This is a genomic window from Burkholderia sp. E168m22 (assembly GCF_001319805.1).
Lineage (GTDB): Bacteria > Pseudomonadota > Gammaproteobacteria > Burkholderiales > Burkholderiaceae > Burkholderia > Burkholderia orbicola.
This window is the reverse complement of sequence record NZ_BBSK01000111.1, coordinates 69,588-94,752: the sequence shown is the minus strand read 5'-3', so window position 1 is coordinate 94,752 and position 25,165 is coordinate 69,588. Positions and strand designations below refer to the sequence as shown.

The window sequence follows — 25,165 nt, the reverse complement described above, 5'->3', positions numbered from 1 at the left end:
CCGTAGAGCAAATTAATTCTGTCACTCCAGAATCCCCACGGTTCAAGGCATCTGGCACCTGAGTTGACGACTTTATTGACAGTCTCACCAAAATAATGTCGTCAATTCGCATATGTCCGGATTAAATTTGTCAACTCCCGTCATGGACTTCGAAGCCCGACCGTAAGGCTCTGATCTTATGGACGATTCCCGGCACGCGATGCGGCCGGTTACGACGCCGCGCCCGCGCGGTGCACCCCGGCTGGACGCCTTCAGCCTCAAACTCAATCGCCGACTGACGCTGTTCCAACGCGGCGCGCCTGAACTGTGGCTGCTGATCGAAGCGGATCCGGCGGTCCAATCGTTTTGCGAGCGGCCGGGTTACGCGCAGCTCAGCGGACAGCGCTACCTCGCCGATTTTTGGGTCCGCTATGCCAACCGCGAAGAGTTGGTCATCCTGTCCGATTCGCTAGCGGAAAAGCCGCAACCAGCTGCGCGCCCTGATGACGAACTCAAGGGCATACCCATCCGTTTGGTGACATCAACCGACCTCGCGGCCGCACGCGCCTGGATCGATAATTGGCGGCACATGCTGCCCTGTCTGGTCGCGGCGCGCGGGTTGGTCTCGTCTTCGCTCCTACGCGCAGTCGAAATTTTCGTGACGATACCGCATACCTTGCTCGAGATCGAGCGCGAGTTCTCGGTCGGCGATCCGGCGCTGGTCCGTGCGGCGGTTTTCGGGCTCTTGCATGCAGGGCACGTCGACGCGGTCGACCTGCGTACCGAGCCGCTGTCGTTGCTGACGCGCTTCGCCGCAACCGAGGCGACATGATGGCACGTCGCAAGGCGGAATTTCAAACGCTGGATCCGTCGACCTGGCCGACCGTCGCGTGGACCGAGTTCGATGCTGCCGAACGGGAATCGATCCGGGCGCGTACGACAGCGATCGAGCAGTATGCGCGCGGCGCGCCGATCAAGGAGATCGAGCAGAGCACGGGCGTCAACCGACGACAACTTTATCGCCTGCTCGAGCGCGCACTCACAGCACATCCAGACGGGCGCCTCTGTGGCTTTCGCGCGCTGATCTTGCACTCACGCGTTGCCGATTACGTCCGCTTGAGTCCGGTGAAACTGAACGGCGATCCGGTTCTACCGTTGCGTCAGTGTTCAAGGTCGCCGGATGGGCCGCGCCTGGTCGTGGTTTCTATCACCATTACGACCGGCTCGCGATTCCGGGACACCCCTGGACGAAGGATGCATGGAATCCGACCGTGAAGCTGACTGATTTCATCACGCTCATCTATCGTTGGCTCAACTGCGAGGACTATCTTGGCCAATAGCGACCAGATCGAAATCCCGCTCATGCTGTGGCGTCGGCTGGTGCGCCAGCTCGCTTCACGTAGCCGCGGCCGACGGGAATCCGGAGCGTTTCTCCTCGGTCGGCAGAATGCCCCCAAGCGCCAGGTCGTCGATTTCATTTGCTATGACGATCTGGACCCCAAGGCGCTGAGTCACGGGATCGTCGAGTTCCATCGGACGGGCTTCTCCTCTTTGTGGGAAGTCTGCAACAGGCGCGGGCTGCATGTGCTAGCTGACGTGCATACGCACCCGACGCCGGATGTCCGGCAGAGCTCGGTAGACAAAGCCAACCCGATGATCCCGATCGCCGGGCACGTCGCCTTGATCCTGCCGAGCTTCGGCGACACGTCGTTGTGGTCGCTTTCGAGGGTGGGCATTCACCGCTTTCTCGGGAAGCGCCAGTGGCAGTCTTTCGACGCAGGGAATGCGAATGCCCCCGTGCGTCTCTCCTTGTGGTGATGCAATGATCGAAATATCGGAGCTTCCAGGCAATTTGTCCCGTATCGACAAAATCTGGCTTGACCGTGACGGGACCGCACCGAAAGAATCCCGGATCGCACGTGCGGCTCGCCGATTGCAAATCGTAGTCGGCGCCGACGTTGCAAATTCCCATGCAAAGCAGGTGGCGCTCCTTACGGTGGTAAATCTCGCCGTAAAGTGCTTTGCTGCTCCGGTGCAGGTGATCGCGCCGGACAGCGTATGGGCGGCACGGACACTCGTGCGCGTCAGCTTGCAGTCGACGCTGGGGAACGCGCTGGAGGAACTCGGTGGGCAGCGTCACCTTGAAGGCGTCGATCCCGACCGGGTTCACATCCTGCTGGGTGATGCGAACCCGCGAAGGCTTTCCCTACGCATTACCTTTGATGGCTGGAAAGTGAGTGTCGGGCCTGCGGCGCAGGTCGCGCGGCTTCCTGAGCGTCCATGGTGTGCGCTGGCACCGCTTGCCGCTGCAGCCGTGGCGGTGGGCGAGGTGTTTGCTTCGTTCGCGCGTATTAGCGTAGCGGCTGCACGCCGCGCCATCGGATTTTCGTTGTGGCGACCGGACTTGCCGGATGATTCGTCCGACTCGATTGGGGGCGCCATTGACGAAGCCCCGGTGGAGCTTTCCTGCTTCGGGTTGGGCCACCTTGGACAAGCCTACCTTTGGGCACTCGCATGTCTGCCGCTTTCTACCACCAAAGGCTCAAGAATCTATCTATGCGACGACGACCTGGTCGAATCGCCGAATCTGGAAACGGGCGCTCTATTGAATGGCGACACGCTCGGACACCCCAAGACCCGTGTGGTGTCGGAATGGCTTATGAAGCGCGGATTCGATACCCGGCTGATTGAGCGGTTCGTAGATGGGAATTATCGTCGAAGTGATCGTGAGCCCGTGATTGCGCTGTCGGGATTCGACGACAACGAGGCGCGTCAGTGGTTAACCCAAGCGGGCTTTCCGTTGATCTTCGATTCGGGCTTGGGCGGCGAAGTCGGAACTTTCGATTCCGTAGCTGTGCATACGTGGCCGAACCGGCGGCCTGCGGCTGACTTGTGGCCACTTGAGAGCGCGCAGGCGCGCCGGGAAAGGGAAGAACGGGCGCGTCGCCGGGCGGAGGCGAACCAGGGCTACGGCGCGCTTGCGCCGGACGAATGCGGTCGCGTTCTGGTCGCAGGCAAGTCAGTCGCGGTTCCGTTCGTCGGCGCTGTGTCATCTGCTTTTGTTCTATCGGAGATGCTGCGCACGCTTAACGCTGGCCCTGCCTTCTATGACGCGAGGTTTAGGGTATGCGCGCTCTCTGACCGCTCCCTGACCGCATCGCTACGGTCCGGGCAGGCAGATCCCGTGAGCGGCATTCGTTGCCAGCAACTCGCTTGTTCCTGAGATCCTCGGAGATCAGCCAGACTGAATTTATCAAAGGAAGCTTCGTGGCCGAGACACAGCATCTTGTCGGACGCATGCATATAGCGACGTCGAAAGGCTGCTTTGGAGAAGTCCGAAGGTCGCTTGTGGGTCGATCTGCGCCGGTCGTGCGTCACAGGGCGGCGGCCGGCCGCGTTCGGCCATGTCCGGACATTGGCATGCCGTTCCTCGGTGGCCGCCTTGCCGACAGCTTCGGACGTTGAGCGTCGACGATCTTCGCCGGCATCGCAGCGTGAGAAAACGCGTGGCAAGTAGTGAGGCGTTTTGCAGTTGAGCTAGACGTTCGCGAGGAACTTATAACGTGCCCTTCCTCTGGTCTTCGGACAGCTTCAAGACAGGCGGCAATCTGAGCAGATTTTCAGGCTGAACCCTTTCCCAGAGGCCTTTGTTGCCCAGTGCTCGTCCCAACTCGTCTTCGCGCCTGAGCCATTGTTCGACCGTCCTGATTCGCCCGGGATGAATTTCGTCGAGCAATGCGTAGTCTCTTTTGATGATCCCGTACTTCCACAGATTCCAGAAGCCGGTGAAGTTTTCGCGGAAGCTCATCGTACTTTTGTCGCGGAGATCGGCGTTATATCCGGAAGGCAAATCGGCTGCGGCCTTGAGCGGTCCGCTCCAGTATGCTTCGAGGTCGGTATCGATATATTGCGCGGGATGTCCGGTCACGGCTTCGAACGCCTCGGCAAGCTTCGCATACTCGACATGATCGATCGCGACCTCGAGATGCATGCCATTCGCACGCTCCGGATTGTCGAAAAGCCAACGTGCGTAGTACCCGCAGTCCTCGAACGCTACATGCGGGACGGCGCCGTCACCGAGTGGTACCCGCCACGTAACGACGCCGCTTTCCACGGACGGCGTCATCGGTGTCATTGCCGAGACGGCCATCTCCATATACGGACCGGTCGTAAGCAGCGCGGCGCCCATCCGGTCACGGTTTGTCAGGTTCTGGAACAGAATCCATTCCCCTACGCGGCCCTTGCCGTCATAGTGGCCTGTCCGAAACCGGGAATCGTATCCGGACCTTTTGAGCGCGTAATCGAGGTTTCCATATACGAAGAACTTGACATCTTCTTCGATGGCTATTTCATAGCATCGGATGGCCCAATAAATCTCAGTCTTCTCCCCGGTGTTGAATCCATCGAGATTGATATACGCTGCGCTGCAATTACGAAAACCGTCACGCAGGACCGCTTCATCGGCAAACGTGCCCTTCACGATCGAGACGTTCCCCAGAGTGGAGAGCTCGATGGCCCGTCGCGATTCAGGATCTCGGCTCAAGGCGCGCACGGCATATTTGCCGTCGGCGACGAGCGCCCGGATGACGGGCAATCCCTGTGCGCCCGTTCCACCGATGACGAATATGGTCGAGGGGACCCGTGAAGACATGTTTGTTTACGCTGGTATGAGTTGGATAGATTTGCCGACCGCTACGCGCCGATGGCACGGATGTCAGCTTCATATGGCACCGGGCACCGGTACGCCGACCACTCGCCCGTGAACTTCTTTCGAGATGCCGAATTGCGGTCTGCGCGATATTTCATCGAAGCATTCATACGACACTGCGGCCCTAACCGGCCGCCTTCGCCGGACCGCGCGCCGCGACTGCGCGTGGTTGCCGGCCACGTTGCAGCAGAAACACACCACCGAGGATTGCGCCCATCGCGAACAGTTCGACTGCGCCGATCGGTTCCTGCGCAAGCCACGAACCCATCAGCAACGCAACGACCGGTGGAATGTACGTCACGCTGGACGCGGCCACTGCTCCGAGCCGTCCGACGATGAAGTAATAAAGGATGTAAGCGATCCCGGTGCCCGTCAGACCGAGTCCCAGCACGAGGCCGAGCAGCGCTCGCGCATCGCTCGTTACACGCGCGATGCCGTCGAAATTCGTGACACAGCCGATCAGGACCAGTGCGAAGCCGATCTGCCACGTCGACAGCGCGAGCGGCGAGAGGTCCAGGCCGGAAAGAAAGCGGCGCGCGTACACGAACGAGCAGCCCACGCTCAGTGAGCCGGCAACCATATAGCCGACTCCGAGCAGGTTGACGCCAGCCGCGTGCGCATTCCACGGGCGCGCGATCAGCAGTACACCGACGAATCCGCTGGCGATGCCCGCAATCATTCGCGCGTTCGGTCGCTCCTCGCGCAGCAGCGCCCATGCGCACAGGAAGGAAAAAAGCGGGATGGCGCCGCTTAGCATCCCGGCAATGCTCGAGAACAGCAGCCCGGCCCCTTTCGCGAACGCGTAGTAGTAAATCACGGTCGCAAGCAGCGACATCACCACGAAGTGGTGAGCGTGCCGAAGATGGCGCCATTTGAGCGCCTTAGTGAATAGCGCGACCGTGAGCAGCGGGATGAAGCCGAAAAGCACGCGCAGGAAGACGATCTGACTGGCAGCCAGATCGACGCTCGCCCACTTCATGAACAGGAAGTTGGTGCCCCAGATGAACCCGAGGGCGGCGAAGGCGAAATAGGCGGGATTCATGTCAGCGCACCAGGAAAGCGGATGAAGTCCCGATTGTGTTCCGCACCGGCTTGCTCTACAAATGATTTAATGTCGACTATGGAATAGAAAAACTGAGCTATGCGATCGATTCCTCCGCTGAAAGCCCTGCCTGCCTTCGAAGCTGCCATGCGGCACGGCAGTTTTACTCTTGCATCCCGGGAACTGAACGTGACGCCTGGTGCGATAGGGCAGCAGATTCAGAAGCTTGAGGAATGGCTCGGCGTTGCCCTGTTCGTGCGCCAGATACGGCAGGTAACGCCGACAGAGGATGGTCGCGCCTACTTCGCGCAGATTCAACCCGCCCTGGCAGAGCTTATTCATGCGAGCCATCGCATTCGTGAGCGTCGCGGTAGCGGCGTGCGGTTGTCGATGCCGCCGAGCTTCGCTGCCAAGTGGTTCGCCCCACGCATGGCCGACTTCCTGCAGGCAAACCCCGGGATTGCGCTGAGCCTGAGCACATCGACAACGATGGTCGACTTCGAACTGGATGACGTCGATCTCGCGGTTAGGCATTTCGACGGGATGGATGCACGACTATCCGTTCAACTGCTGTGCCATGACGAGGCACGCGCGTATTGCCATCCGGTATACGCGAAGCAGCGCCGATTGAAGCGCCCCGACGATTTGCGCACGGCGACACTGCTCCATAACACGCTACACCCGCACTGGGCCACGTGGCTTGCTCGATTCAGCGGTCTCGACGGTTCGCAGATCGAAACCATTACCGGTATCCGGTTCGACCAGTCGTTGATAGCGATCGACGCCGCAGTGCGCGCGCAAGGCGTTGTGCTTACCAGCCCCCTGCTGGTAGAAGCGGAACTGGCTCGTGGAGAACTGATTGAGCCATTCGATAATGCGCTTGCGTTGGACGCCGGATATTACCTCGTCCATCCCGCCAGTGCCGGAACCAAACAGGCGGTTCAATTGCTCAAGGCGTGGTTTACCGACAGCATCGCCAGGGGATGTGCGCAGCGTGGAGGCTACTTCTAGCCGTCGAATTATTGTCTCAATGACTGCTGTCGGCTCTAATGCCGACGCCGGATAATGCGATTCCGACCGGCAACAATGGGTCGTTCAGAGTCGTTCGCGGCGCGCCAGAATGGCCATTCGCTGTCTCGTACAGCTCCTGACGTTGGGCTGCATGCGCAAGCAGGATAGGGAACCTTATCGCTACGGTACGATTGTCGGTTCAAGTTCAGGTTTGGCACAACGCGTGACCGCCACTGACGGCGCCGCGGAGGAGTTGACACCGGTCTTCGCAGCCGCGGCCAGTGACAACTTTTATTCGCAAACGGAGATAATCTAAATCTGGTTTACGGTTGTCCGGCAGGTTACTCCACCACCTTGAACAGGCGGTTCTTGTTGATCACGCCGACTTTCGTCTGTTTGCCGTCGTCGTCAGCGGCGGGCCGCAGATGCCGATCGTCGAGCGTCGGCCCCGTATAGCGGCTGCGCGGCCGGATCACCTTGCCGACGCGCAGCTGCTCGATGCAGTGTGCGAGCAGTCCGACGCTGCGCGCGATCGAGAACAGCCCGAACGCCGCATCGCGCGGCAACTGAAGCTGCACCGACAGCATCGCCAGCGCGACATCGATGGTCGGCCGCTGGCCGGTGAGCGTCGTGACCTTGTCGACGAAGTGCGCGAGTTCCGTCGGCGGATCGAGCCGCGCAAGCAGCGCGTCCGCGCGCGGATCGCCGTCGGGGTAAAGATGATGGCCGAAACCGGGAATCGGGATCGCGGACTTCAGGTGATGATCGACGACGCGCTCGGCACCCAATCGTTGCACGTCGTCGAACACCGCACGTACGCGTCCCGACGCGTCGCCGTGCAGCGGCCCCGACAACGTCGCGAGCCCCGTCAGCAGGCAGCCTGCCAGCGACGCGCCGGTCGATGCGGTGATGCGCGCGGCAAATGCCGAACTCGTGATCTCGTGATCGGCGACCAGCACCATCGCGCGGCGCAACAGGTCTGCGCCATGGCTGTCGAGGCCCCAGCCGGCCGCGAGCCGCTGATGGGTGTGAAGCGGGCTTGCGCCGGCATCGTCGTGCGCGCCGAACGCGCGCGACACGATCGCGACGAGCTGCCCGGCCTCGATGTGCAGTGCGCTGTCGAGACGGCCGAGCGTCGAGTGCCCGTGCGCGGCCAGCGTCGCGAGCATGGTGAACGCGCATTGCCGGTCTCGCTCGCCGGGCGGTAGTGCCAACGCGGGCGGATCGAACGACACGGGCGTGGTGGCCTGCCAGAGCAGCGCGGCCGTCTCCTCGAGCGTGGCGGTGTCTGCGAGCTGAACGCTGTCGCGCCCGCGATACCACGCGCGTCCTTTCGAGAACGTGGTGATGCCGCTGTAGATGCACGGCTCGGCGCCAAAGATCGTGCTGGCCGCGAGCGCCGCTCGCTTGCGGCCGACCTGTTTCTTGCGGCACAGCGCGACCACATCCTCGGCCCGATACAGGCTCTTGCGCGGATCGTCGGGATCCTGCATCACGGCAATGCTGCCGCGGCTCGCGTACGCGTAGACGGTCTGCGCCCGCACGCCGAGCCGCCGCGCCGCTTCCGTCAGGGTGATCCAGTTCTGCATGGGGAGTCGTGATGAGGATGCGGCCGGTGCGCGGCCGCTTGCGCCGACTATAGACCGGGTTCAGTTGAATGTCATCTCGGCCGGGCGCCGCTCCAGCACCTCGACGAGGATGTCGCCGGGCGCGCGCACGAAACAGCCGCGCACGCCGGCGCGGATCCGCGTGACGGGCTGGACGATCTCCGCGCCGTTGTCGACCAGATGCGCGTAAGCCGCATCCAGATCCTCGACAAGCACGCCCAAGTGGTCGATCCCTTGCATGCGCGCGCCGTCCGGCACGATCGCCGGACATGCGTCCGGCAGCGCCGTGATGAAGAGGTTGATCGCCCCGATCCGCAGGTCGACGCGGCCGGGGCGCCGCACAATTTCGGCGTTCAGGCAGCGCGCGAACCACGCGGCGGTGGCCTCGGCATCAGCCGAGCAGAGTTGCAGGTGATCCCATTTGAATTCGATCATGGTCGTGTGCGGTACGTGCAGTGGAGCGTAAAAGGGGGCGAACCGGGTCAGAGCTCGATACGCGACAGCTTGCCGAGCAGCACCGAGTACGACAGCGTGCCGAGGAGGCAGATCGCACCCATCAGGTTCAGCGCCCAGAAAAAGTTGCCGGTGTGCTGCGTCACGTAGCCGATCATCAGCGGCGTGGTGACGGCTGCGATATTCGCGGCGAGGCTCGTGATGCTGCTGGTGAGCCCGACATAGCGTTTCGGCGCGATCTCGGACACCGCCGCCCACGACATCGAGCCGATTCCCTGTGCGAAGAACGCGACGGTTAGGATCGCGATCACCAGCGCGTTCGACTGCACGAAATTGACGAGCACGATCGATGCGCCGAGGAAGGTACCGATCACGAGGGGCGCCTTGCGCGACGACGACATTGATACGCCGCGCCGGATGCAGAGATCGGACAAATAGCCCGCGATAAGGATACCGAGCGTCGCGCCGATGAACGGCATCGCCTGGAAGAAACCGACCTTGATCATCGACATGTGCCGTTCCTCGACAAGGTAGGTCATGAACCAGGTCGTGAAGAACACCAGCAGCGTGTTGTTGCAGAACTTGCCGAGACAGATCGCGAGGATCTGCCGATAGCCCAGCAGGCGCAGCGCCATGCACCAGTCGAATCGGTCGCGCGCGGTCACTACCGGCTGCCCTTCGGTGATGTACTGCAGCTCGGCCGCGTTGACGCGTGGATGGCGCGACGGATCGCGATAGAGCCGGTACCAGACGACGCTGAACAGAATGCCGAACGCGCCGGTCGCGAAGAACACGGTACGCCAGCCGAACGCGGATGAGATCCACAGCAGCAGCCCGGTGAAGAGCGGCGTGCCGATGTACTGACCCATCACGTACACGCTCGTCGCGAAGCCACGCTCCTGGACCGGGAACCACATCGTCACGGCGCGCGCGTTCGACGGAAACGCGGGCGCTTCGAGCGCGCCCATCGCTAGCCGCGAACCGAGCAGCATGTGATAGCCGTGCGCGAGCCCTTGCGTGAGCGTCGCCAGCGACCATCCGACGAGCGACAGCGCATACGCGACGCGCGAGCCCAGCATATCGGCGAGCACGCCTGCCGGCAGCAGCGCGATAGAGTATGCGAGGCCGAACACCGCGAACAGCTCGCCCATCTGCACGCGGGTAAGCGCGAGATCCTTCGACAACGCCGGAGCGACGATACCGAGCGCCGAGCGATCGACGTAGTTGAGGACGGTGGCCACCAGCAGCATCGACAGCACGCCGTAGCGCACCCGCGATCGCCTGGCGGCGCCTGCGTGCGCGTCGAACCCGCGCATGACCGAAACCTGTTCTTCAGCGGTTTTCAATGTCGTCTCCTGTTTTGTGATGGTTGTGCTGGTGCACCTGCCGCGTGTGCCGGCGCGCGTCCGGTCAGCCGCGTCCGACGAAGGGCATCGCGCTTGCCATGATCGTCATGTTCAGAATGTTCGCTTCGAGCGGCAGGCTCGCCATCTGCACGATCGCGCTCGCGACATGCACGACGTCGACGCGCGGCTCGGGCGCGATGCGGCCGTCGGCCTGCAGCACGCCGCTGTCCATGCGCTCCGTGAGCGAGGTCGCGGCGTTGCCGATATCGATCTGGCCGCAGGCGATGTTAAACGGTCGACCGTCGAGGGCAAGCGAACGCGTGATGCCGAGGACCGCGTGCTTCGTGGCCGTGTACGCGATCGTGTGCGGGCGCGGCGTGTGCGCGGAGATCGAACCGTTGTTGATGATGCGGCCGCCTTGCGGCGTCTGGCGCTTCATCTGGCGCCACGCGGCGCGGGCGCACAGGAACACGCCGGTCAGGTTGGTGGCGACCACGTCGTTCCAGAACTCAAGCGAATAATCGTCGAGCGGCACGGCGCCTGCGTTGCGGCCCGCGTTGTTGAACAGCACGTCGAGGCGGCCGAAGTCATGCGCAATCCGCGTGAAGCTCGCATCGACCGACGTTTCGTCGGACACGTCGGTTGGAATCGCCGCTGCGACGCCCCCGGCCAGCTCGATGATCTCTTGCGTCGCGAGTAGCGGATCGATGCGCCGGCCGAGCAGCGCGACGCTGAAGCCGGCTTGCGCGAGCGCTACCGCAGCGGCCTGTCCGATGCCGGTGCCGGCACCCGTCACCGCCGCGATTTTTTTCTCTGCCTGCATTTTCACGCCCTCGTCTTCAGTCCGTTGAACATGCAAAAAGCATTGCGCGGCGACGATTTCGCAGCAATCTTGATTCTTTCAATCAATATCAACCGCCCCGTCCAGACAGGCTGGCGTCAGGGTTTTCCTGAGTTCGCGGCTGCGCTGTTCGCGCGCCGGCACGGCATCGCGCATGGCAGAGGACATGATCGGAATCGGTCGATCATCCGGTCGCTCAATGCCGCGCGGACATGTTGATCGAACCAATCAATATTGACCTGCGCCGACTGCGCTTCGTAGGCTGTGTTCCGTTATCCGAACCAAGGACGAGACCATGCCTGACAACAATCGCACCCAGCTGCTGGTTGCGCGACGCGTTCCCGCCGCGGTGGCCGCGCGTGCGGCGGCCGAATTCAACGCCTATGTAACCGACGCCGACATGGACGCGCCGTCCGTCGTCGAGTTCTGCAACCGCTACGAGACGCCGGCGGTGCTGATCGGCAAGAAATCGGGGCTGCAGGCCGAGCACATCGCAGCATTGCCGCCGAGCGTGAAGATCATCGCGAACGCGAGCGCCGGGTACGACCACATGGATGTCGCTGCCGCACGCGCACGCGGAATTGCGGTCAGCAACGCCCCCGATGCGCTGACCGACTGCACGGCCGATTTCACGATGCTGCTGGTGCTGGCCGCGTGCCGGCGTGCATCGGAGTACGAGCGTATCGTGCGCGCGGGGTGGGGAAAGTCGTTCGGCATGACCGACATGCTCGGCACGCGCGTGAACGGCAAGACGCTCGGAATCGTCGGTTTCGGGCGGATCGGCCGTGCGGTCGCGCAGCGCGCTCGCGGCTTCGGGATGAAGATCGTCTATACCGACCGGCGTCCCGCGCCGCCCGAGATCGAGGCCGGTGCACGCTATTGCGCGGATCTCGACACGCTGCTCCCGCAGTGCGACATCCTCACGCTGCACGTGCCCGGCGGCGGCACGCCGTTGATGACCCGCCGCGAATTCGGCTTGCTGTGCGCCGGTGCGGTATTCGTGAATGCGGCACGCGGCAGTCTCGTCGACGAGGATGCGCTTTACGATGCGTTGACGTCGCATCGGCTGTTCGCCGCAGGGCTCGACGTTTACCGGAACGAACCCAACATCGATCCGCGCATTGCCGCGCTCGACAATGTGTTTCTGTCGCCGCACATGGCGAGCGCAACCGTCGAGACGCGCGACCAGATGGGGTTTACCGCGCTCGACAACGTCGCGGCGGTGCTTGACGGGAAGGGGGCGCCGAACGCGCTGTGATGACGGCGGGCGCGAGCGCTCGCCCATGCCGGGGTGTCCGATGACGGAACCCCCGGCTTCAACCGCGTCGTTACTTCAACACCCCCTCCGCCACCAGCACCTCATGCGCGGCCTTGAACGCGATGAGACGATGCGGAATACCCGAATAGGCGGTCGCATGCAGCAGGGTCGCTTTTATTACGTCCAGGGGAGTGACGACGGACGCCCTAATGTCGAGTTGCGATAGAGCTTCCGCCTTGGTCTCGCCTGATGCGCCAAACCATGCCGCCGCTCTTAGTTTTGCGAAGCATCGGATTCCATTTTTCCGTTCACCATTAGTCATAAGATGTCACATGTGATGGATGTGATAGATCCCAGTGAGTATGCAGATGTGTGTTGAGAGATGGCTTGCGAAAAGACGGCTTTAGTTATACGATGACTGATCAATGTGAAGGCCGACGTTGCCCAATCGAACGATCTCGCACGAGTGCTGTCGTCCGTCACATCGCACTTTCGGCCGTCGGCCGCATAGTTTCCCCCGACTCGCCGCACCGGGAATACGTTCGTGAAAATCGTCACCATCGAAGTCATTCGCATCTCGCTCGCATTCGATGCGGGCCGCCGTCCCGTCGCCGCTGTTGAACCGACCGTCGCCGACACGTATAACGCCGCAGACCGCTCGCTGCGTCGCATGGAGTCGCTGCTGGTCAGGCTCACCGATGACGCAGGGCGCGTTGGCTGGGGCGAAGCATTCGGTCATCTGATCAATCCCGTCACGTTCGCCGCGCTCGAAGGCCCGGTTGGCCGTTGGTTCAAGGGCGCCGAATTCGAGCCGACGCGGCACGGGATCGCCGCATTGCGTGACGCGGCCGATCGCGCGCTGCATGCGTTCGGCCGCACCGGACCGGTGCTGTACGCATTGTCCGCGATCGACACGGCGCTGCACGACCTCGCCGCGCAGGCGGCCGGTGTGCCGCTATATCGTTGGCTCGGCGGCCATCGCGGGGAGATCGACGTGTATGCGAGCCTGGTCAACTACGACAACGACCCCGATGAAGTCGCGCGCCACGTGCGGCGGGCGTCGGACGAAGGGTTTCGGCGCATCAAGCTGCACGAGACGCAACGTGCGGCTATCGCGGCCGCGCGTGCGGCACTGCCGGCCGGCAGCGAACTGATGGTCGACGTGAACTGCCCGTGGACGGCGAGCGACGCGCTGCGGCATGTGAGCGAGCTGGCCGACCTGCGGCTCGGCTGGATCGAGGAACCGGTGTGGCCTTGCGACGACGCGGACGGCATCGCGCGTGTGCGCGGCGCCGGCGTGCCGATCGCGGCGGGCGAGAACGCGTCGGGCGTCGCGGGCTTTCGCGACCTGTTCGAACGCGGCGCGCTCGACGTCGCGCAGCCAAGCATCGCGAAGATCGGTGGACCGACCGGCATCGCGGAAGTGATCGCGCTTGCGGCGGAGCACGGCGTGCGGGTTGTGCCGCACTGTTTCTATTACGGAGCGGGGCTGCTGGCGACCGCGCACGTGGTCGCGACGCTACCGGACGATGTAGCGCTCGAAATTCCCTATCTCGACTGGCCCGAGCGGCTGCATGACGGGCAGCGGCCCGGGGCGCGGCTGCGCTTGCCCGATGTGCCCGGGCTTGGCTTCTTGCCGGACGAAGCAGTGCTGGCACGCAACACGATCGCGCACGCGACGATCGGTTGAACGCAGGAACGGTGCGCTCGGCGCACGCACGCGAAGCCGTTGCCGGTGTGGCGGCGCAATCGGAAATCAGGAAGCCGGGCGGATGCGCAGGCACGTGCCCGGCTCGACAGGAGACAACATGAAAACGCGTTACCGCTGGTGGATCGGCGCGCTGCTGTTCGGCGCCGGCATGCTGAACTATCTCGATCGCGCGGCGCTGTCCGTCGTCGCGCCGATCATCAAGCGCGAACTCGGCATCGACGACGCGCAGATGGGTATCCTGTTCAGCAGCTTCTTCATCGGCTACTGCGTGTTTTGCTTCGTCGGCGGCTGGGCCGCGGACCGGTTCGGGCCGCGTCGCGTGTTCGCGTGCGCGGCGGGCGTGTGGTCTCTGTTCTGCGGCGCGACAGCGCTCGCCGGGTCGTTCGCGCACCTACTGATCGTGCGCGTCGCGTTCGGGATCGGCGAAGGGCCGATGGGGACGACCACCAACAAGGCGATCTCGAACTGGTTCCCGCGCCGCGAAGCGGGGCGCGCGGTCGGCTGGACCAACGCCGGGCAGCCGCTCGGTGCGGCGATCGCGGCGCCGATCGTCGGCCTGGTTGCGCTGCAGTTTGGCTGGCGCGTTTCGTTCGTCGTGATCGCCACGCTCGGCTTCGTGTGGCTGGCCGCGTGGTGGGCGTTGTTCCGCGACGATCCGGCGAGCCACCCGCGCGTGTCGCCGGAAGAGGTGCGCGAGATCGCATCCGACCGGACGGTCGGCGTCTCACTGGATGCGCATGCGGACGAGCGCGCCGCGCGTCCGCTGCTGCGCGATCTGCTGTCGCGGCCGGTGCTCGGCGTCGCGCTCGCGTTCTTCAGCTTCAACTACGTGCTCTATTTCTTCCTGTCATGGTTGCCCAGCTATCTCACCGACTACCAGCATCTAAACATCAAGCAGATGAGCGTCGTCGGGATTCTGCCCTGGCTCGGCGCGACCGTCGGTTTCGTGGCCGGCGGCACCGTGTCGGACCGCATCTACCGGCGCACCGGCGACGTGCTGTTCGCGCGCAAGATCGTGATCGTCGTCGGGCTGGCGGTGGCGGCGGCGTGCGTGCTGCTGGCGTCACGGGTGAGTTCGCTCGGCGCGGCCGTCACGTTGATCGCGATCGCAAGCCTTTTCGCGTTCATGGCACCGCAGGCTTGCTGGTCGTTGCTGCAGGAAATCGTGCCTCGCGAACGCGTCGGCTCGGCCGGCGGGTTCGTTCATCTGCTCGCGAATCTCGCAGGCATCCTGTCGCCAAGCTTGACCGGCTGGCTCGTCCAGTATGGTGGTGGGTATGCAAGTGCGTTCGTGCTTGCGGGCGCGTCGGCGCTCGCCGGTGCGGTTATCCTGACGTTCGCGGTGCGCGCGCGGGCCGTTTCGCAGATGCGCCGGGCCGCCTGATGAAGTAATCCGTTGAATTGGCTACGCTGGAGTAAGTGTGACCGTACTTGCCTCCTCCACCGGACACAACGAACATCGTCCCAAGAGAGAGGATAGCCGGTGCAGCTCATTCCCGTGGCTCGGGGCGCGCCTCGGACCGGGCGTCATCCAAGCATTCCTAGATACATCGGTGGCACTGCCGTCAGGCCAGCATGTACGCTGCGGGTAACCTCATCCGCCAAGAGTTCTGAGTGACCGGCCTCTAATGCGGCGAGAGCCATACGCGCAACCTCGTCTGGGGAAGCCTTGGGGCCGGGTACGCCCCGCGCCATGTCGGTATCCATGAAGGCGACATGCAGCGAAAGAACTTCTGTGCCTTGGGCACTTAATTCCTGCCGCATCGCGTTACTCAAGGCCCAAGCGGCGGCCTTCGATGCGCTGTAACTGCCGGTAATGCCTGGCAGAGTCGCCCAACTGAGCGCGGAAATGACATTGATCATGGCACTACTGCCAGACGCCGCCAGGATCGGCGCGAACGCTTGCGCCATCCGTAACGGCCCCACGGCATTTGTCTCGAACTGCTGTCGCAGCATATCGATCGATGATGGTGCAAGCACTGCGCCGGAGCCTCCGATGCCGGCGTTGTTCACCAGCAAGCTGACGTCGCCCAATTCGCGGGCGAGCGCTTCGACCTGATCGGCGCGAGTCACGTCGAGCCGTACGGGCACCACGCCAGATGCGGTGACGGTGGACGCTTCGCGCGCTGCTGCATAGACCTTGGCCGCGCCAGCGGTAAGCAAGGCGCGGGTGAAGGCTGCACCCAGTCCGCGATTGGCACCCGTAACGAGCGCGACAGAACCTTGGATTTTCATGAAGACTTCCTTACAGAGAGTGGGTCAGTTGTGCGATGTCAAACGCAGCATGACGTAGTGCTCGTAGTGACCGACGCCGTTTTGCACGATGGGATCTTGTGAGGTGAAAGCGGCAATGTCATCCTCGTCCGGAATTTGGTAGAGGGAGACACCATAGCCACCAGTGTCATCAATCACAGGACCGTGTGCCACGATCACGCCTTGCGCGAACAACTCATCGAGAAAGGCGCCATGTCGCTTCATCAACTTCAACTCGTCGTCCGACATTGTCGCGAGAAAGTCGGGTCGCGGAGGAATGAACTTGCACAGGTAATATTTCATCAATACTCCTTATTGAATATTCTGAACCATAACCGTTCTAGCTTGACGGTTCGGTTCGTTCTACTCGCCTCCGGCGTGCTTATCCGGCGGTCCTGACGCTCTTGAGAATCGAGCTTTCGAACATCTTGGGCGCATAGCTTTGCAGGAAAAGAATCATCCCCGTCATCTTGCCAACCGGATTGCTGAACTTCGGTTCTTTCGTGCCGATCATTTTCGTGATGGTGTGCACAACCGCATCAGGCGCCTCGGCCTCATCGATACCTTTTTGCGTGGCGGCACGAACCTGTTTGCGGTAAGCGTCGTAGTCGGGGATATTGCCACCTGTAGACGAAACCGAATTTTGTCCAAGGTTGGTTTTGAACCACACCGGCTCGACCACGCTGACTTTGATGTTGAACTGGTTCAGCTCGAAACGCAGGGCTTTGAAATAACCTTCGACCGCATGCTTCGAAGCCGAGTAATAGGACAGATTCGGCGGGCCGATCAAGCCAACGATGGAACTGACGGTGATGATCTGCCCGCTCTTTTGCTTGCGAAAGAAGGGGAGCAAGGCGTTCGTGACCTTGACCGTTCCCCAGAAGTTCGTTTCGAACTGCTGCCGCCCGACTTCAAGCGGTGTCTCTTCAGCGATACCCGTCACCATGTAGCCCGCATTGTTGACGAGAACGTCAAGTTGCTTCGTATAGGTGAAAAGCTCATGCGTGAACGACTCGATAGAAGTGTCGTCGTCGATATCAAGGCGCAGCAACTTGAAGGGCACGTTCCGCGCGTATTTTTCCGGCTGACGACTGGTGCCGATCACGTTGAAGCCGTCCTTGTGGAGTTTGTTCGCCAGCATCAAACCAAAGCCCGACGATGCCCCAGTAATCAAAATTGTCTTCTTCATCTCTCCAGCTCCCGGTATTCGAAATGGCCTATGAAGGCTTGCGAAAAATTGTTGATGTAGATGGATCCGAGTTCGTCATTGCCGGCCTCCTTCAAGAACGACTCGGCGAGGCTGGCTAGAGTGGATGGCCATGCTGGCTCGGCAACGGCATGACGCGCGATTCGAGGTGCAAACCAATTCTGACGATCCTCGACGGTTGCTGCCATTCTGCCTGCCGATCGCGCCATGGACACTAGCCGATCACGCCAACAGACTCGCCGAACACGCCAATATTTACGCGGTCCCAAGTGGCGGGTTTTGCTATTGTGATGGCGCGATCTGCGGGATAGACTCATGCGATGAATACGAAAAGTAACTATCCCCCGAGCGGTCGGCATGGCCATCCGACGGACTATGCCATTTGGCCCGGATGGCGCTTGTTGATGCAGGATGCAGGCATTGCAGCTTCGCCGGTTTTGCGCCGTGCGCAGCTACCGGGGGATCTGTTTTCGCGTCAGAACGTTCGCCTCGATCCGACCAGTTTCTTCATGTTGTGGAAGGCCATTGAGGCCGAGGCAGCGACAATCAACGCGGACGTACCGGCAGCGCTGCAAATCGCAAAGGTGATGTCGTCGGACTGGTTCGATCCCGAGCTTTTCGCCGCGCTATGTAGTTCAAATATGGGCGGAGCACTCGACCGAATCGCGAAGTACGTCAGACTGATAGCGCCCATGATCATTCGGATCGATCGAGCGATCGAGCACACCACAGTTTCCATCGACTTCTTGGATCACACCCTGCCGCCACCCGATGTATTTCTCACTTTCAAGCTGGTCTTTTTCGTGCAACTAGCACGCTTGGCGACACGAAGTCCGGTACGCCCATTACGAGTGAGTTGGCCGTTGGCGACGGGCGAATCGAATGACAGCGTGGCCGCCTACCAAGCATATTTCGGCGTGCCAGTGACAGATGCGCCCTTAGCCACCGTTGTATTCGCTGCTGAGGATATCGAGCGGCCATTCCTGACCGAAAACCACAAAATGTGGCAGTTCTTCGAGCCATCGCTACGTCAGAGACTAGCGGATTTGGATAGGACGGCCAGTATGGCGGAAAGAGTGCGCAGTACCCTGCTGGAGACGCTCCCGGCAGGAGAGGTGTCCATGCAAGTGATCAGTCGAAAACTTGCGGTCAGCGTCCGCACGTTGCAGCGCAGGCTTCAAGATGAGGGAACCTCGTTCCAGCAAACGCTGGACACTTTGCGTGAATCGTTGGCCTATCACTATCTTGGCAACACTACGATGTCTAGCGCCGAGATCTCCTTTCTACTGGGATTCGACGATTCCAATTCCTTTGCTCGCGCGTTCCACTCATGGACTGGCAAAACGCCGCACAAGGTACGAACGGAGATTGGTGTTAGCAATAGCGAGTCGAATGCGGATACAGCCGGGGTGTAGTAGCTAAGCGCCAACTGACTCATCGGGATTTCGATCTCGGGCGAAATTTGTGCGCGCGACGATGCGCCGGGATACATCGGCTTGCCTCGCCGAAGAAGGCGTTCGAAGCATCCGCCCGTTCATCGATGCGCACGTTGAATGACCGCTCTCTGGACCGGCGACTGTCGCTTCAGGGTCGGCTACAGCCGACCGTGTTGGGCGGAAACCGGCCAGAAGCGACCAGTCGGGATGAAACAGCGGCAGGCCGCTTCGATTGATCAAGCGGCCTTTCATCGTCATCTCTTCAAATGGCCTGCGCCGTCGAGAATGCGCGTGCCGCAGCCATTGTATCCAGTGCTTCGCGCAAGAGCAGGATTTTGCCGTTGTTCGCCACCAGCCGCCCTGCGTACATCTGTCGATAGATTTTCCCCGTCGATGGCACGAGCGCTTCGACTTCATATTCGGCGAATACCTGCTCAGGCGTTTCGATCAGCAGCCGCACATTTCTGAACGAAAAATCCGGTACTTTCGCGAGCAGCGAGGCGATGAAGCCTTCGATCGCTTTTGGCCCCTGTGCTCGCCCGTCAATGCCAAGCGACTTCAGATAAGGGAGCTCCAGCACGCCATCGTCGGCAAACAGTGCAGCGGCCGCACGTGGGTCACGAATCGATTCGAGATAAGCGGAAAGCAGTTGTTTAGCGTCGTTCATGATCGGCTCGATAAAGGCGTTAAAGGATGCGATTCATTGCAGATGCGTCTTCAACGCAGTCGCCATCTGCTGCATCGCTGCGCGCGTCGGTGCGTCCGCAGCAAGCACGTTGAGTAGGCCGAAGTCGTGGATCGTGCCTTTGTACTGGATCGTCGTCACGTCGTTGCCCGCCTGGTCGAGCCGATATCCATATGCTTCGCCTTCGTCGCGCAGCACGTCGAACTGCGCCGTCTGGATGAGCGCGGGCGGCAAGCCCTTCAATTCGTCGAGTGACGCGCGCAGCGGCGACGCGTAGCGTTCGTTGCGCTCACCTTCGTCGATCGTGTAGGCATTCCAGAACCACTTCATCATGTCGCGGCTCAGGAAGTAGCCATTTGCAAAGGCGTCGTACGAGGCATTGTCGAACGCGTGGTCGGCCACCGGCCACATGAGGCCCTGGAAGCGGATTGCCGGGCCTTGACGGTCCTTCGCCATCTGGCTGACGACCGCGGCCATGTTGCCGCCCACGCTGTTGCCCACGACGGCCAGCCGCGCACCATCGACGCCGATCTCCGCGCCATGTGCGGCAACCCACTTCGTCGCGGCGTAGGCTTCGTTGATCGCGACCGGATAGCGCGCTTCGGGCGAAGGCGTGTATTCGACGAACACCGCCGCCGAGCCCGACTGGACAACAAGATCCCGCACGAGACGCTCATGCGTCGGGTAGTCGCCGAGAATCCAGCCACCGCCGTGGAAGAACATGAACACGGGCAGCACACCGCGCGAATCCTGCGGCTTGACGACGACAAGCGACACGACCAGGCCGTCCTGCTCGACCGTGCGGCGCGTGACGTCAATGCCCGAGACGTCGACCGGCACGCTGCGCTGGGCGCCTGCCAAGACTTCGCGCGCTTCGGCGGGCGTGAGCGTCTCGATTGCTGGGCCGGTGGCACTGTTCAGCGCATCGAGGAAGGTAACCGTCGCGGTATCGGGCGTGTTCGGTGTGGCTTGCGTATTCATCGTGATTCTCCTTTTGCTTGGTCCAGTGGCTTGCGACGTGATGTCGTGCAGCCGGTGGAAAGGAGAATACGGATCGGACAATATTTGCGAAATAGAATCGTTTGAAATCCATCATTGCATGAATGCAACGATGGACGCCGGCTGATCAACTGCGCCGATGGATCATTTCGGCCACCGCCATGTTGGCTCGGAAAGGTGCTCGGCAAAGTAATCCGACAGCGCCGCGACTTTCGCGGGCCGCGCGCGCGCCGACGGCGTAACGAAGTAAAGACCACCCTTCGTCAGCGACCAGTCGGTGAGGATCGCTTCAAGACGGCCATCGGCCAAATACTCGCCCGCGATGAATTCAGGCAGCTCGGCGATTGCAAGGCCATCGAGCAGCGTGGGCAACAGCGCATCGGAGTTCGTCACGCGCAGCGGGCCCGTCGGCATCACCGGCTCCTCCTCGCCTGCGTCGTTCGTGAAGCGCCATACAGCGCTACGCGCACGGTACGCATATGAGAGACAGGGGCGATCCACCAGCTCGCGCGGATGCGTGGGTCGTCCTTCACGTCTCAGATATTCTGGCGACGCCACCACGAATTGCGTCACCGCGCACAGCCGCCGCGCGACCAGGGATGAATCCGGAAGCGCGGCGATACGCAGGGCGGCGTCGAACCCATCGGCGACCAGATCGACCGACGCATCCGATAGATGCAGGTCGATTGACACCTCCGGATACGCGCGAAAGAAGCCGGGTAGCAGCGGCGCAACCCAACGCAGCCCATATGACATCGGCACGGCCAGCCGCACCAGCCCGCGTGGCTGCACCGACATTTCGCGCGCCGAGCTTTCCGCTTCCTCGGCCTGGTGATAGATCTCGCCGGCTTTCTCGCTGATCGTCCGGCCGAACTCGGTGAGCGAGAGCTGGCGCGACGTGCGATTGAAAAGCCGCGCACCCAGCCGGTCCTCCAGGCGGGCCACGCCGCGCGAGACCGTGGCGACCGACACGCCGGTCGCGCGCGCTGCGGCTGCAAATGATCCGTGCTCGGCCACCTTCGCGAACATCGCGAGCCCCTCGAAATCGGGTAGTTGAGCCATGTCCTTATCTTTTCATTTATGCAACGTTAAATTGCGATCAATTCTATTTCGAAAAGATAAGGCCGTCGATATTCTCCTCACATCGCAGCAAGCCGCTGCGACGCAAACATCCACCGACCATCGAAAGGAGCAATACCATGGCACGCAAACTCGACAACAAGATCGCACTCGTCACCGGCGCAACCAGCGGCATCGGTCTCGCCACCGCGCAACGTTTCGCGGCGGAAGGCGCGCACGTCTATCTCACGGGCCGCCGACAGGTAGAACTCGATGCCGCCGTGAAAGGCATTCGCGAAGCCGGCGGCAACGCGACCGGCGTCCGTTCGGATTCCACCCAGCTCGATGAACTCGACGCGCTGTATGCGCAAATCAAGGAAGAACAGGGGCGCCTCGACGTCCTGTTCGTGAACGCCGGCGGCGGCTCGATGCTGCCGCTTGGCAACATCACCGAAGCGCACTACGACGACACCTTCGACCGCAACGTGAAGGGCGTGCTGTTCACGGTGCAAAAAGCGCTGCCGCTGCTTGCCGAGGGCGCATCGGTGATTCTCACCGGCTCGACGGCAGGTAGCGCAGGCACCGCGGCGTTCAGCGTGTATTCGGCTTCGAAAGCGGCGGTGCGTGCCTTTGCACGCAGCTGGATTCTCGACCTCAAGGAGCGCCGCGTCCGCGTGAACACGATCAGCCCGGGCGCGACTCGCACGCCGGGCCTGCTCGACCTCGCCGGTGACGACGCCACGCAACGGCAAGGGCTTGCCGATTACCTGGCTTCCCTGATTCCGATGGGGCGCCTCGGTGAACCGGAAGAGATCGCCGGCGCGGCGCTGTTCCTGGCCTCGGACGACGCGAGCTTCGTGAACGGTATCGAATTGTTCGTCGACGGCGGCCAGCAACAGATCTGAGCCAGGTTGAGCACGCGGGGTGTGGTGGACGCGGTCTTCGACGATCGCGATCCACGCCCGGCGCACTCGAATCGAGCATCGTCATGATTGAACATCGGCCTTTTCCTTCGCTTGACGCAATCCGGCGCGACGGCGTTGATGTCCGCCAACATTTCCGCGCGGGCGACGTCGGGCACGCCGACCATGCGCCGCTCGGTCCGCTCCATATGTGGAACGACATCGAATTCGCGCAGCACGCGGGCCTCGGGCTTCGTGTTCACCGCGACGTCGAGATCGTCACGTGGGTACGTTCGGGGGCCATCACCCACGAAGACGATGCGGGCAATCGCGCGCGCCTGGTTGCCAACTGCGTCCACGTGATGAGTGCCGGCACGGCGATCCATCATGCCGAGCGCAACGAGGAAAACATACCCGCGCGGCAGTTTCAGATCTGGCTCCGTCCGCGCACACCGGCCGGTACGCCGCGCTGCTCGACGCGGGTCTGTTCGCCAGGATGTCGAGAGGGCCGATTCGTCACACTGGCGAGCGGCGATCCGGAGGATGTCCGCACGGGTGCTTTGCCCCTCCATGCCGACGCGCGGGTGCGTATCGCGACGCTGCGCGAAGGCGCGGCAATGCAGCACGTTTTGCCGATGCCCGGTTCGGCTTATTTGGTTGCGGATCATGGGCGACTGGACATAGGGCCGATCAGGCTGACGCGACGCGATGGCATTGCCGTTCGAGATGAAGCGCGGCTCGTATTGAGGGCGCGAGACGACACTGATGTCGTGATTGTTGAGCTCTTGCGCTAGGACAAGGGCTCCATTAGGGCGTGCCGCAGCCCCATTCATTGCTGTTTCCGACTTCGAGAAAACGCGTCCGTGAGAGTTGGGTGGCTGTTTGGGGAGCGAACTGCAGACTGTGATACTGACGCTGCCTATGGCGGAGATGGGTCGATCTGCGCCGGTCGCGCGTTGTAGGGCGGTGGCCGGCCGCGTTCGGCCAGGAAGGGACGCTCGCGGCCGCCGGCATCGTGACGTTCGAACGACGGTTCGTCTCCTGGAAGCGTCGCTGCATCTGTGGCCGACACCCCGTGCGAGAGATCATGATTCTGCCCCTGGCCGAATTCGGCCAGCCGAAACGAGGCGTGCCGGCTCTTCGTCCAAAGAACGGCAAAAATCAGTGCTGCTGTGCGCCGGATTGAATCGCGGCCTGACGCTGCGATGACGTTTGCTCAGCCTGCAATCGCGCTTCAGCCTTTTGGAGCCCCGCCGGGTAGTCCACATCAACGGAAAGCGGGTTGTAGCCGGCTTGTTCGAGGTTCGCAAGTTCGGCGCGTACTTGTGCGCGCGAGAGCGGCATGTCGCTCTGGGCGAACGACGTAAGGGGAGCCGAGGCGAGCAGGGCGAGGCCAGCCGTCACGATAATCTGTTTCATCACATACGTAATTTTGGGCGTCGGTTCAACTGAAGTACTGCTAGAAGTCTCGAAGTATATGCGCCTAAAGCTAGGTATTTACCCTTATTCTGACAATACTACATTGCGAAAAGCACACTGTTGCGCGCGTACAGCTTTCAGATGGACCGCAGAAAGGCAGCGGACACGCCCAGTCGCAGGTCCGAGGAGAGGGCGCGCGACCGCGCGATCTCCTTGGTGAGCTGCTTCACCGTGCGGCACGCCAGCGTCAGTTCGCCGTGGGGCGACATGGCCAGCGCAATGAAGCGCGGCACGGACGGCTCAACCACCATTGACGCCTGCAACCGGCATTCTTTTTCAAGAGTGGCAATCGCGTAAGGTCCGAGCAACCCATAGATGCCGCCATCGGCCACGATGTGGCCCTGCAGACTCAACGAGTCGGCTTCTGCCGCAAAATTCAGGGAGACCTGATGTTCACCGGCAATTTGTTCGAGCCGGTCGCGCCAGCTATTGGGGCGGCAGAAAAAGACCAGCGGAATCCCGTCGAGCTTTGAAAAAGCAATAGTAGGGTGCTTGGTCAAAGGGTCGCCTTCCGCGCCGACCAGGTAAGTCGCCGCCTCAACCAAATACTCGTCACCGTCTTTCGGCGTCGGGCTATTTCGAAAGAGGATGGCGAGGTCAACACTGCCGTTTTCCAACCACGTATCCAACAAAGCCCCCTGACCCTCGCGCACCTGTAACTGCACTAGGGGATAACGTTCTCGAAGGCGATGGTAGAGCGTGCTGACCAGCGGATGAGCGGTGGAGGGCAAGATTCCGAGTCGGACCACGCCGATCGGCTCTCCGGCCGAACTGCGAATGTCGTTGGATAACTGTTCCGTGCTGGCCAGCCATGTCCTGACGCGCGGGGCAATCCGCGCCCCCAAATCGGTCAATACCACGCCGCGCCCCGTCCGTTGGAACAGGCGGCCGCCGCAGTATTGCTCCAGTTCAACGATCTGGCGGCTGATATGTGGCTGGCTGGTTCCGTAGGCAACGGCCGCCTTGCTCAAGCTCCCGAGTTCCGCCGCGTCGATGAAAAGCTTCCAAGCCGCGTAGTCCACTTTCCGGCCTCCAATCAGATATGTCAAATCAGTATATCTGAAATGTGCTGCTAGGCAGTTCTCGCATGAGGCGTCCATCCCTACACTGCAACGCATGCACCGTTGTTCCAGCTTGAAGCGAAACGAGCAGCGGGCTCTCCTCTACGAAAGAGGAGCGGAAAAGCTCA

Annotated in this window: 25 protein-coding genes and 2 pseudogenes; 11 read left to right on the top strand and 16 right to left on the bottom strand. The window is 61.9% G+C overall.

Features of this window, described 5'->3' with window-relative positions:
• Positions 1 to 178 precede the first annotated feature (178 nt).
• From AP428_RS25955 to AP428_RS25945, 4 genes and pseudogenes are all read left to right on the top strand, one after another.
• On the top strand, positions 179 to 811 hold the full coding sequence (locus AP428_RS25955; protein WP_054928400.1) for a hypothetical protein: 633 nt from the start codon (positions 179 to 181) through the stop codon (positions 809 to 811).
• A pseudogene (locus AP428_RS35915) lies at positions 808 to 1,122 on the top strand (hypothetical protein); the annotation flags it as partial. The gene AP428_RS25955 and the pseudogene AP428_RS35915, both read left to right, overlap by 4 nt.
• A gap of 186 nt (positions 1,123 to 1,308) precedes the next feature.
• On the top strand, positions 1,309 to 1,797 hold the full coding sequence (locus tag AP428_RS25950) for a Mov34/MPN/PAD-1 family protein (protein WP_054928399.1): 489 nt from the start codon (positions 1,309 to 1,311) through the stop codon (positions 1,795 to 1,797).
• Positions 1,798 to 1,801: 4 nt separating this feature from the next.
• Positions 1,802 to 3,202: a hypothetical protein gene (locus AP428_RS25945; RefSeq protein ID WP_175804056.1), complete on the top strand. Its 1,401-nt coding sequence runs from the start codon at positions 1,802 to 1,804 to the stop codon at positions 3,200 to 3,202.
• Positions 3,203 to 3,535: 333 nt separating this feature from the next.
• On the opposite strand, the gene AP428_RS25940 is transcribed toward AP428_RS25945, so the two are convergent.
• Complete coding sequence (locus tag AP428_RS25940; RefSeq protein ID WP_054928397.1) at positions 3,536 to 4,630, bottom strand: NmrA family NAD(P)-binding protein; 1,095 nt, start codon at positions 4,628 to 4,630, stop codon at positions 3,536 to 3,538.
• 181 nt (positions 4,631 to 4,811) lie between these two features.
• Positions 4,812 to 5,729: a DMT family transporter gene (locus AP428_RS25935; RefSeq protein WP_011694451.1), complete on the bottom strand. Its 918-nt coding sequence runs from the start codon at positions 5,727 to 5,729 to the stop codon at positions 4,812 to 4,814.
• A 99-nt stretch (positions 5,730 to 5,828) separates the two neighbouring features.
• Between AP428_RS25935 and AP428_RS25930 the strand changes: the two genes are divergently transcribed.
• Positions 5,829 to 6,740, top strand: a complete 912-nt coding sequence (locus tag AP428_RS25930) for a LysR substrate-binding domain-containing protein (protein WP_011548572.1) — start codon at positions 5,829 to 5,831, stop codon at positions 6,738 to 6,740.
• Between the two features lie 341 nt (positions 6,741 to 7,081).
• Here the strand turns inward: AP428_RS25930 and AP428_RS25920 are convergent, their stop codons facing one another.
• The 4 genes from AP428_RS25920 to AP428_RS25905 all read right to left on the bottom strand — a co-directional run bounded on the left by AP428_RS25920 (position 7,082) and on the right by AP428_RS25905 (position 10,969).
• A complete protein-coding gene (locus AP428_RS25920; RefSeq protein WP_011548571.1) occupies positions 7,082 to 8,329 on the bottom strand; it encodes a citrate/2-methylcitrate synthase in 1,248 nt (415 codons plus the stop codon).
• 60 nt (positions 8,330 to 8,389) lie between these two features.
• Positions 8,390 to 8,782 (bottom strand): VOC family protein, encoded by a 393-nt coding sequence (locus AP428_RS25915; protein WP_011548570.1) that lies wholly within the window; start codon positions 8,780 to 8,782, stop codon positions 8,390 to 8,392.
• 47 nt (positions 8,783 to 8,829) lie between these two features.
• Positions 8,830 to 10,116, bottom strand: coding sequence for an MFS transporter (locus AP428_RS25910; protein WP_011548569.1), 1,287 nt, complete (start codon positions 10,114 to 10,116; stop codon positions 8,830 to 8,832).
• A 94-nt stretch (positions 10,117 to 10,210) separates the two neighbouring features.
• Complete coding sequence (locus tag AP428_RS25905; protein WP_011548568.1) at positions 10,211 to 10,969, bottom strand: SDR family oxidoreductase; 759 nt, start codon at positions 10,967 to 10,969, stop codon at positions 10,211 to 10,213.
• A gap of 313 nt (positions 10,970 to 11,282) precedes the next feature.
• Between AP428_RS25905 and AP428_RS25900 the strand changes: the two genes are divergently transcribed.
• The gene (locus tag AP428_RS25900) at positions 11,283 to 12,245 is read left to right on the top strand and encodes a D-glycerate dehydrogenase (RefSeq protein ID WP_011548567.1); all 963 of its coding nucleotides are present in this window, start codon (positions 11,283 to 11,285) and stop codon (positions 12,243 to 12,245) included.
• 70 nt (positions 12,246 to 12,315) lie between these two features.
• Here the strand turns inward: AP428_RS25900 and AP428_RS37760 are convergent.
• Positions 12,316 to 12,426: pseudogene (locus tag AP428_RS37760) on the bottom strand (gamma carboxymuconolactone decarboxylase); the annotation flags it as partial.
• Between the two features lie 363 nt (positions 12,427 to 12,789).
• Between AP428_RS37760 and AP428_RS25895 the strand changes: the two are divergent.
• Both AP428_RS25895 and AP428_RS25890 read left to right on the top strand, forming a co-directional pair.
• Positions 12,790 to 13,935, top strand: a complete 1,146-nt coding sequence (locus tag AP428_RS25895; protein ID WP_011548566.1) for a mandelate racemase/muconate lactonizing enzyme family protein — start codon at positions 12,790 to 12,792, stop codon at positions 13,933 to 13,935.
• Between the two features lie 118 nt (positions 13,936 to 14,053).
• Positions 14,054 to 15,340, top strand: a complete 1,287-nt coding sequence (locus AP428_RS25890) for an MFS transporter (protein WP_041489432.1) — start codon at positions 14,054 to 14,056, stop codon at positions 15,338 to 15,340.
• A gap of 143 nt (positions 15,341 to 15,483) precedes the next feature.
• On the opposite strand, the gene AP428_RS25885 is transcribed toward AP428_RS25890, so the two are convergent.
• The 4 genes from AP428_RS25885 to AP428_RS36895 all read right to left on the bottom strand — a co-directional run bounded on the left by AP428_RS25885 (position 15,484) and on the right by AP428_RS36895 (position 17,604).
• Positions 15,484 to 16,191 (bottom strand): SDR family oxidoreductase, encoded by a 708-nt coding sequence (locus AP428_RS25885; protein WP_011548564.1) that lies wholly within the window; start codon positions 16,189 to 16,191, stop codon positions 15,484 to 15,486.
• 24 nt (positions 16,192 to 16,215) lie between these two features.
• A complete protein-coding gene (locus AP428_RS25880) occupies positions 16,216 to 16,512 on the bottom strand; it encodes a YciI family protein (RefSeq protein ID WP_011548563.1) in 297 nt (98 codons plus the stop codon).
• 79 nt (positions 16,513 to 16,591) lie between these two features.
• A complete protein-coding gene (locus AP428_RS25875; RefSeq protein WP_011548562.1) occupies positions 16,592 to 17,398 on the bottom strand; it encodes an SDR family NAD(P)-dependent oxidoreductase in 807 nt (268 codons plus the stop codon).
• Positions 17,395 to 17,604: a hypothetical protein gene (locus AP428_RS36895; protein ID WP_124920132.1), complete on the bottom strand. Its 210-nt coding sequence runs from the start codon at positions 17,602 to 17,604 to the stop codon at positions 17,395 to 17,397. The genes AP428_RS25875 and AP428_RS36895 overlap by 4 nt, the downstream gene beginning before the upstream one ends.
• A gap of 132 nt (positions 17,605 to 17,736) precedes the next feature.
• On the opposite strand from AP428_RS36895, the gene AP428_RS25870 reads away from it, so the two are divergent.
• Positions 17,737 to 18,831, top strand: coding sequence for an AraC family transcriptional regulator (locus tag AP428_RS25870; RefSeq protein WP_011548561.1), 1,095 nt, complete (start codon positions 17,737 to 17,739; stop codon positions 18,829 to 18,831).
• A gap of 283 nt (positions 18,832 to 19,114) precedes the next feature.
• Here AP428_RS25870 and AP428_RS25865 read toward each other — a convergent pair whose 3' ends face one another.
• The 3 genes from AP428_RS25865 to AP428_RS25855 form a co-directional block, all read right to left on the bottom strand.
• A complete protein-coding gene (locus tag AP428_RS25865) occupies positions 19,115 to 19,519 on the bottom strand; it encodes a nuclear transport factor 2 family protein (RefSeq protein WP_011548560.1) in 405 nt (134 codons plus the stop codon).
• Positions 19,520 to 19,552: 33 nt separating this feature from the next.
• A complete protein-coding gene (locus AP428_RS25860; RefSeq protein WP_011548559.1) occupies positions 19,553 to 20,518 on the bottom strand; it encodes an alpha/beta hydrolase in 966 nt (321 codons plus the stop codon).
• A gap of 162 nt (positions 20,519 to 20,680) precedes the next feature.
• A complete protein-coding gene (locus AP428_RS25855; RefSeq protein ID WP_011548558.1) occupies positions 20,681 to 21,598 on the bottom strand; it encodes a LysR family transcriptional regulator in 918 nt (305 codons plus the stop codon).
• A gap of 137 nt (positions 21,599 to 21,735) precedes the next feature.
• On the opposite strand from AP428_RS25855, the gene AP428_RS25850 reads away from it, so the two are divergent.
• Positions 21,736 to 22,500 carry an SDR family NAD(P)-dependent oxidoreductase gene (locus tag AP428_RS25850; RefSeq protein ID WP_011548557.1) on the top strand — a complete coding sequence of 255 codons (765 nt, stop codon included), beginning with the start codon at positions 21,736 to 21,738 and terminating at the stop codon, positions 22,498 to 22,500.
• Between the two features lie 83 nt (positions 22,501 to 22,583).
• Complete coding sequence (locus AP428_RS25845; RefSeq protein ID WP_011548556.1) at positions 22,584 to 23,291, top strand: pirin family protein; 708 nt, start codon at positions 22,584 to 22,586, stop codon at positions 23,289 to 23,291.
• A gap of 367 nt (positions 23,292 to 23,658) precedes the next feature.
• On the opposite strand, the gene AP428_RS25840 is transcribed toward AP428_RS25845, so the two are convergent.
• The gene (locus AP428_RS25840) at positions 23,659 to 23,916 is read right to left on the bottom strand and encodes a DUF4148 domain-containing protein (RefSeq protein WP_011548555.1); all 258 of its coding nucleotides are present in this window, start codon (positions 23,914 to 23,916) and stop codon (positions 23,659 to 23,661) included.
• 137 nt (positions 23,917 to 24,053) lie between these two features.
• Positions 24,054 to 24,998 (bottom strand): LysR family transcriptional regulator, encoded by a 945-nt coding sequence (locus AP428_RS25835; RefSeq protein WP_011548554.1) that lies wholly within the window; start codon positions 24,996 to 24,998, stop codon positions 24,054 to 24,056.
• Positions 24,999 to 25,165 lie beyond the last annotated feature (167 nt).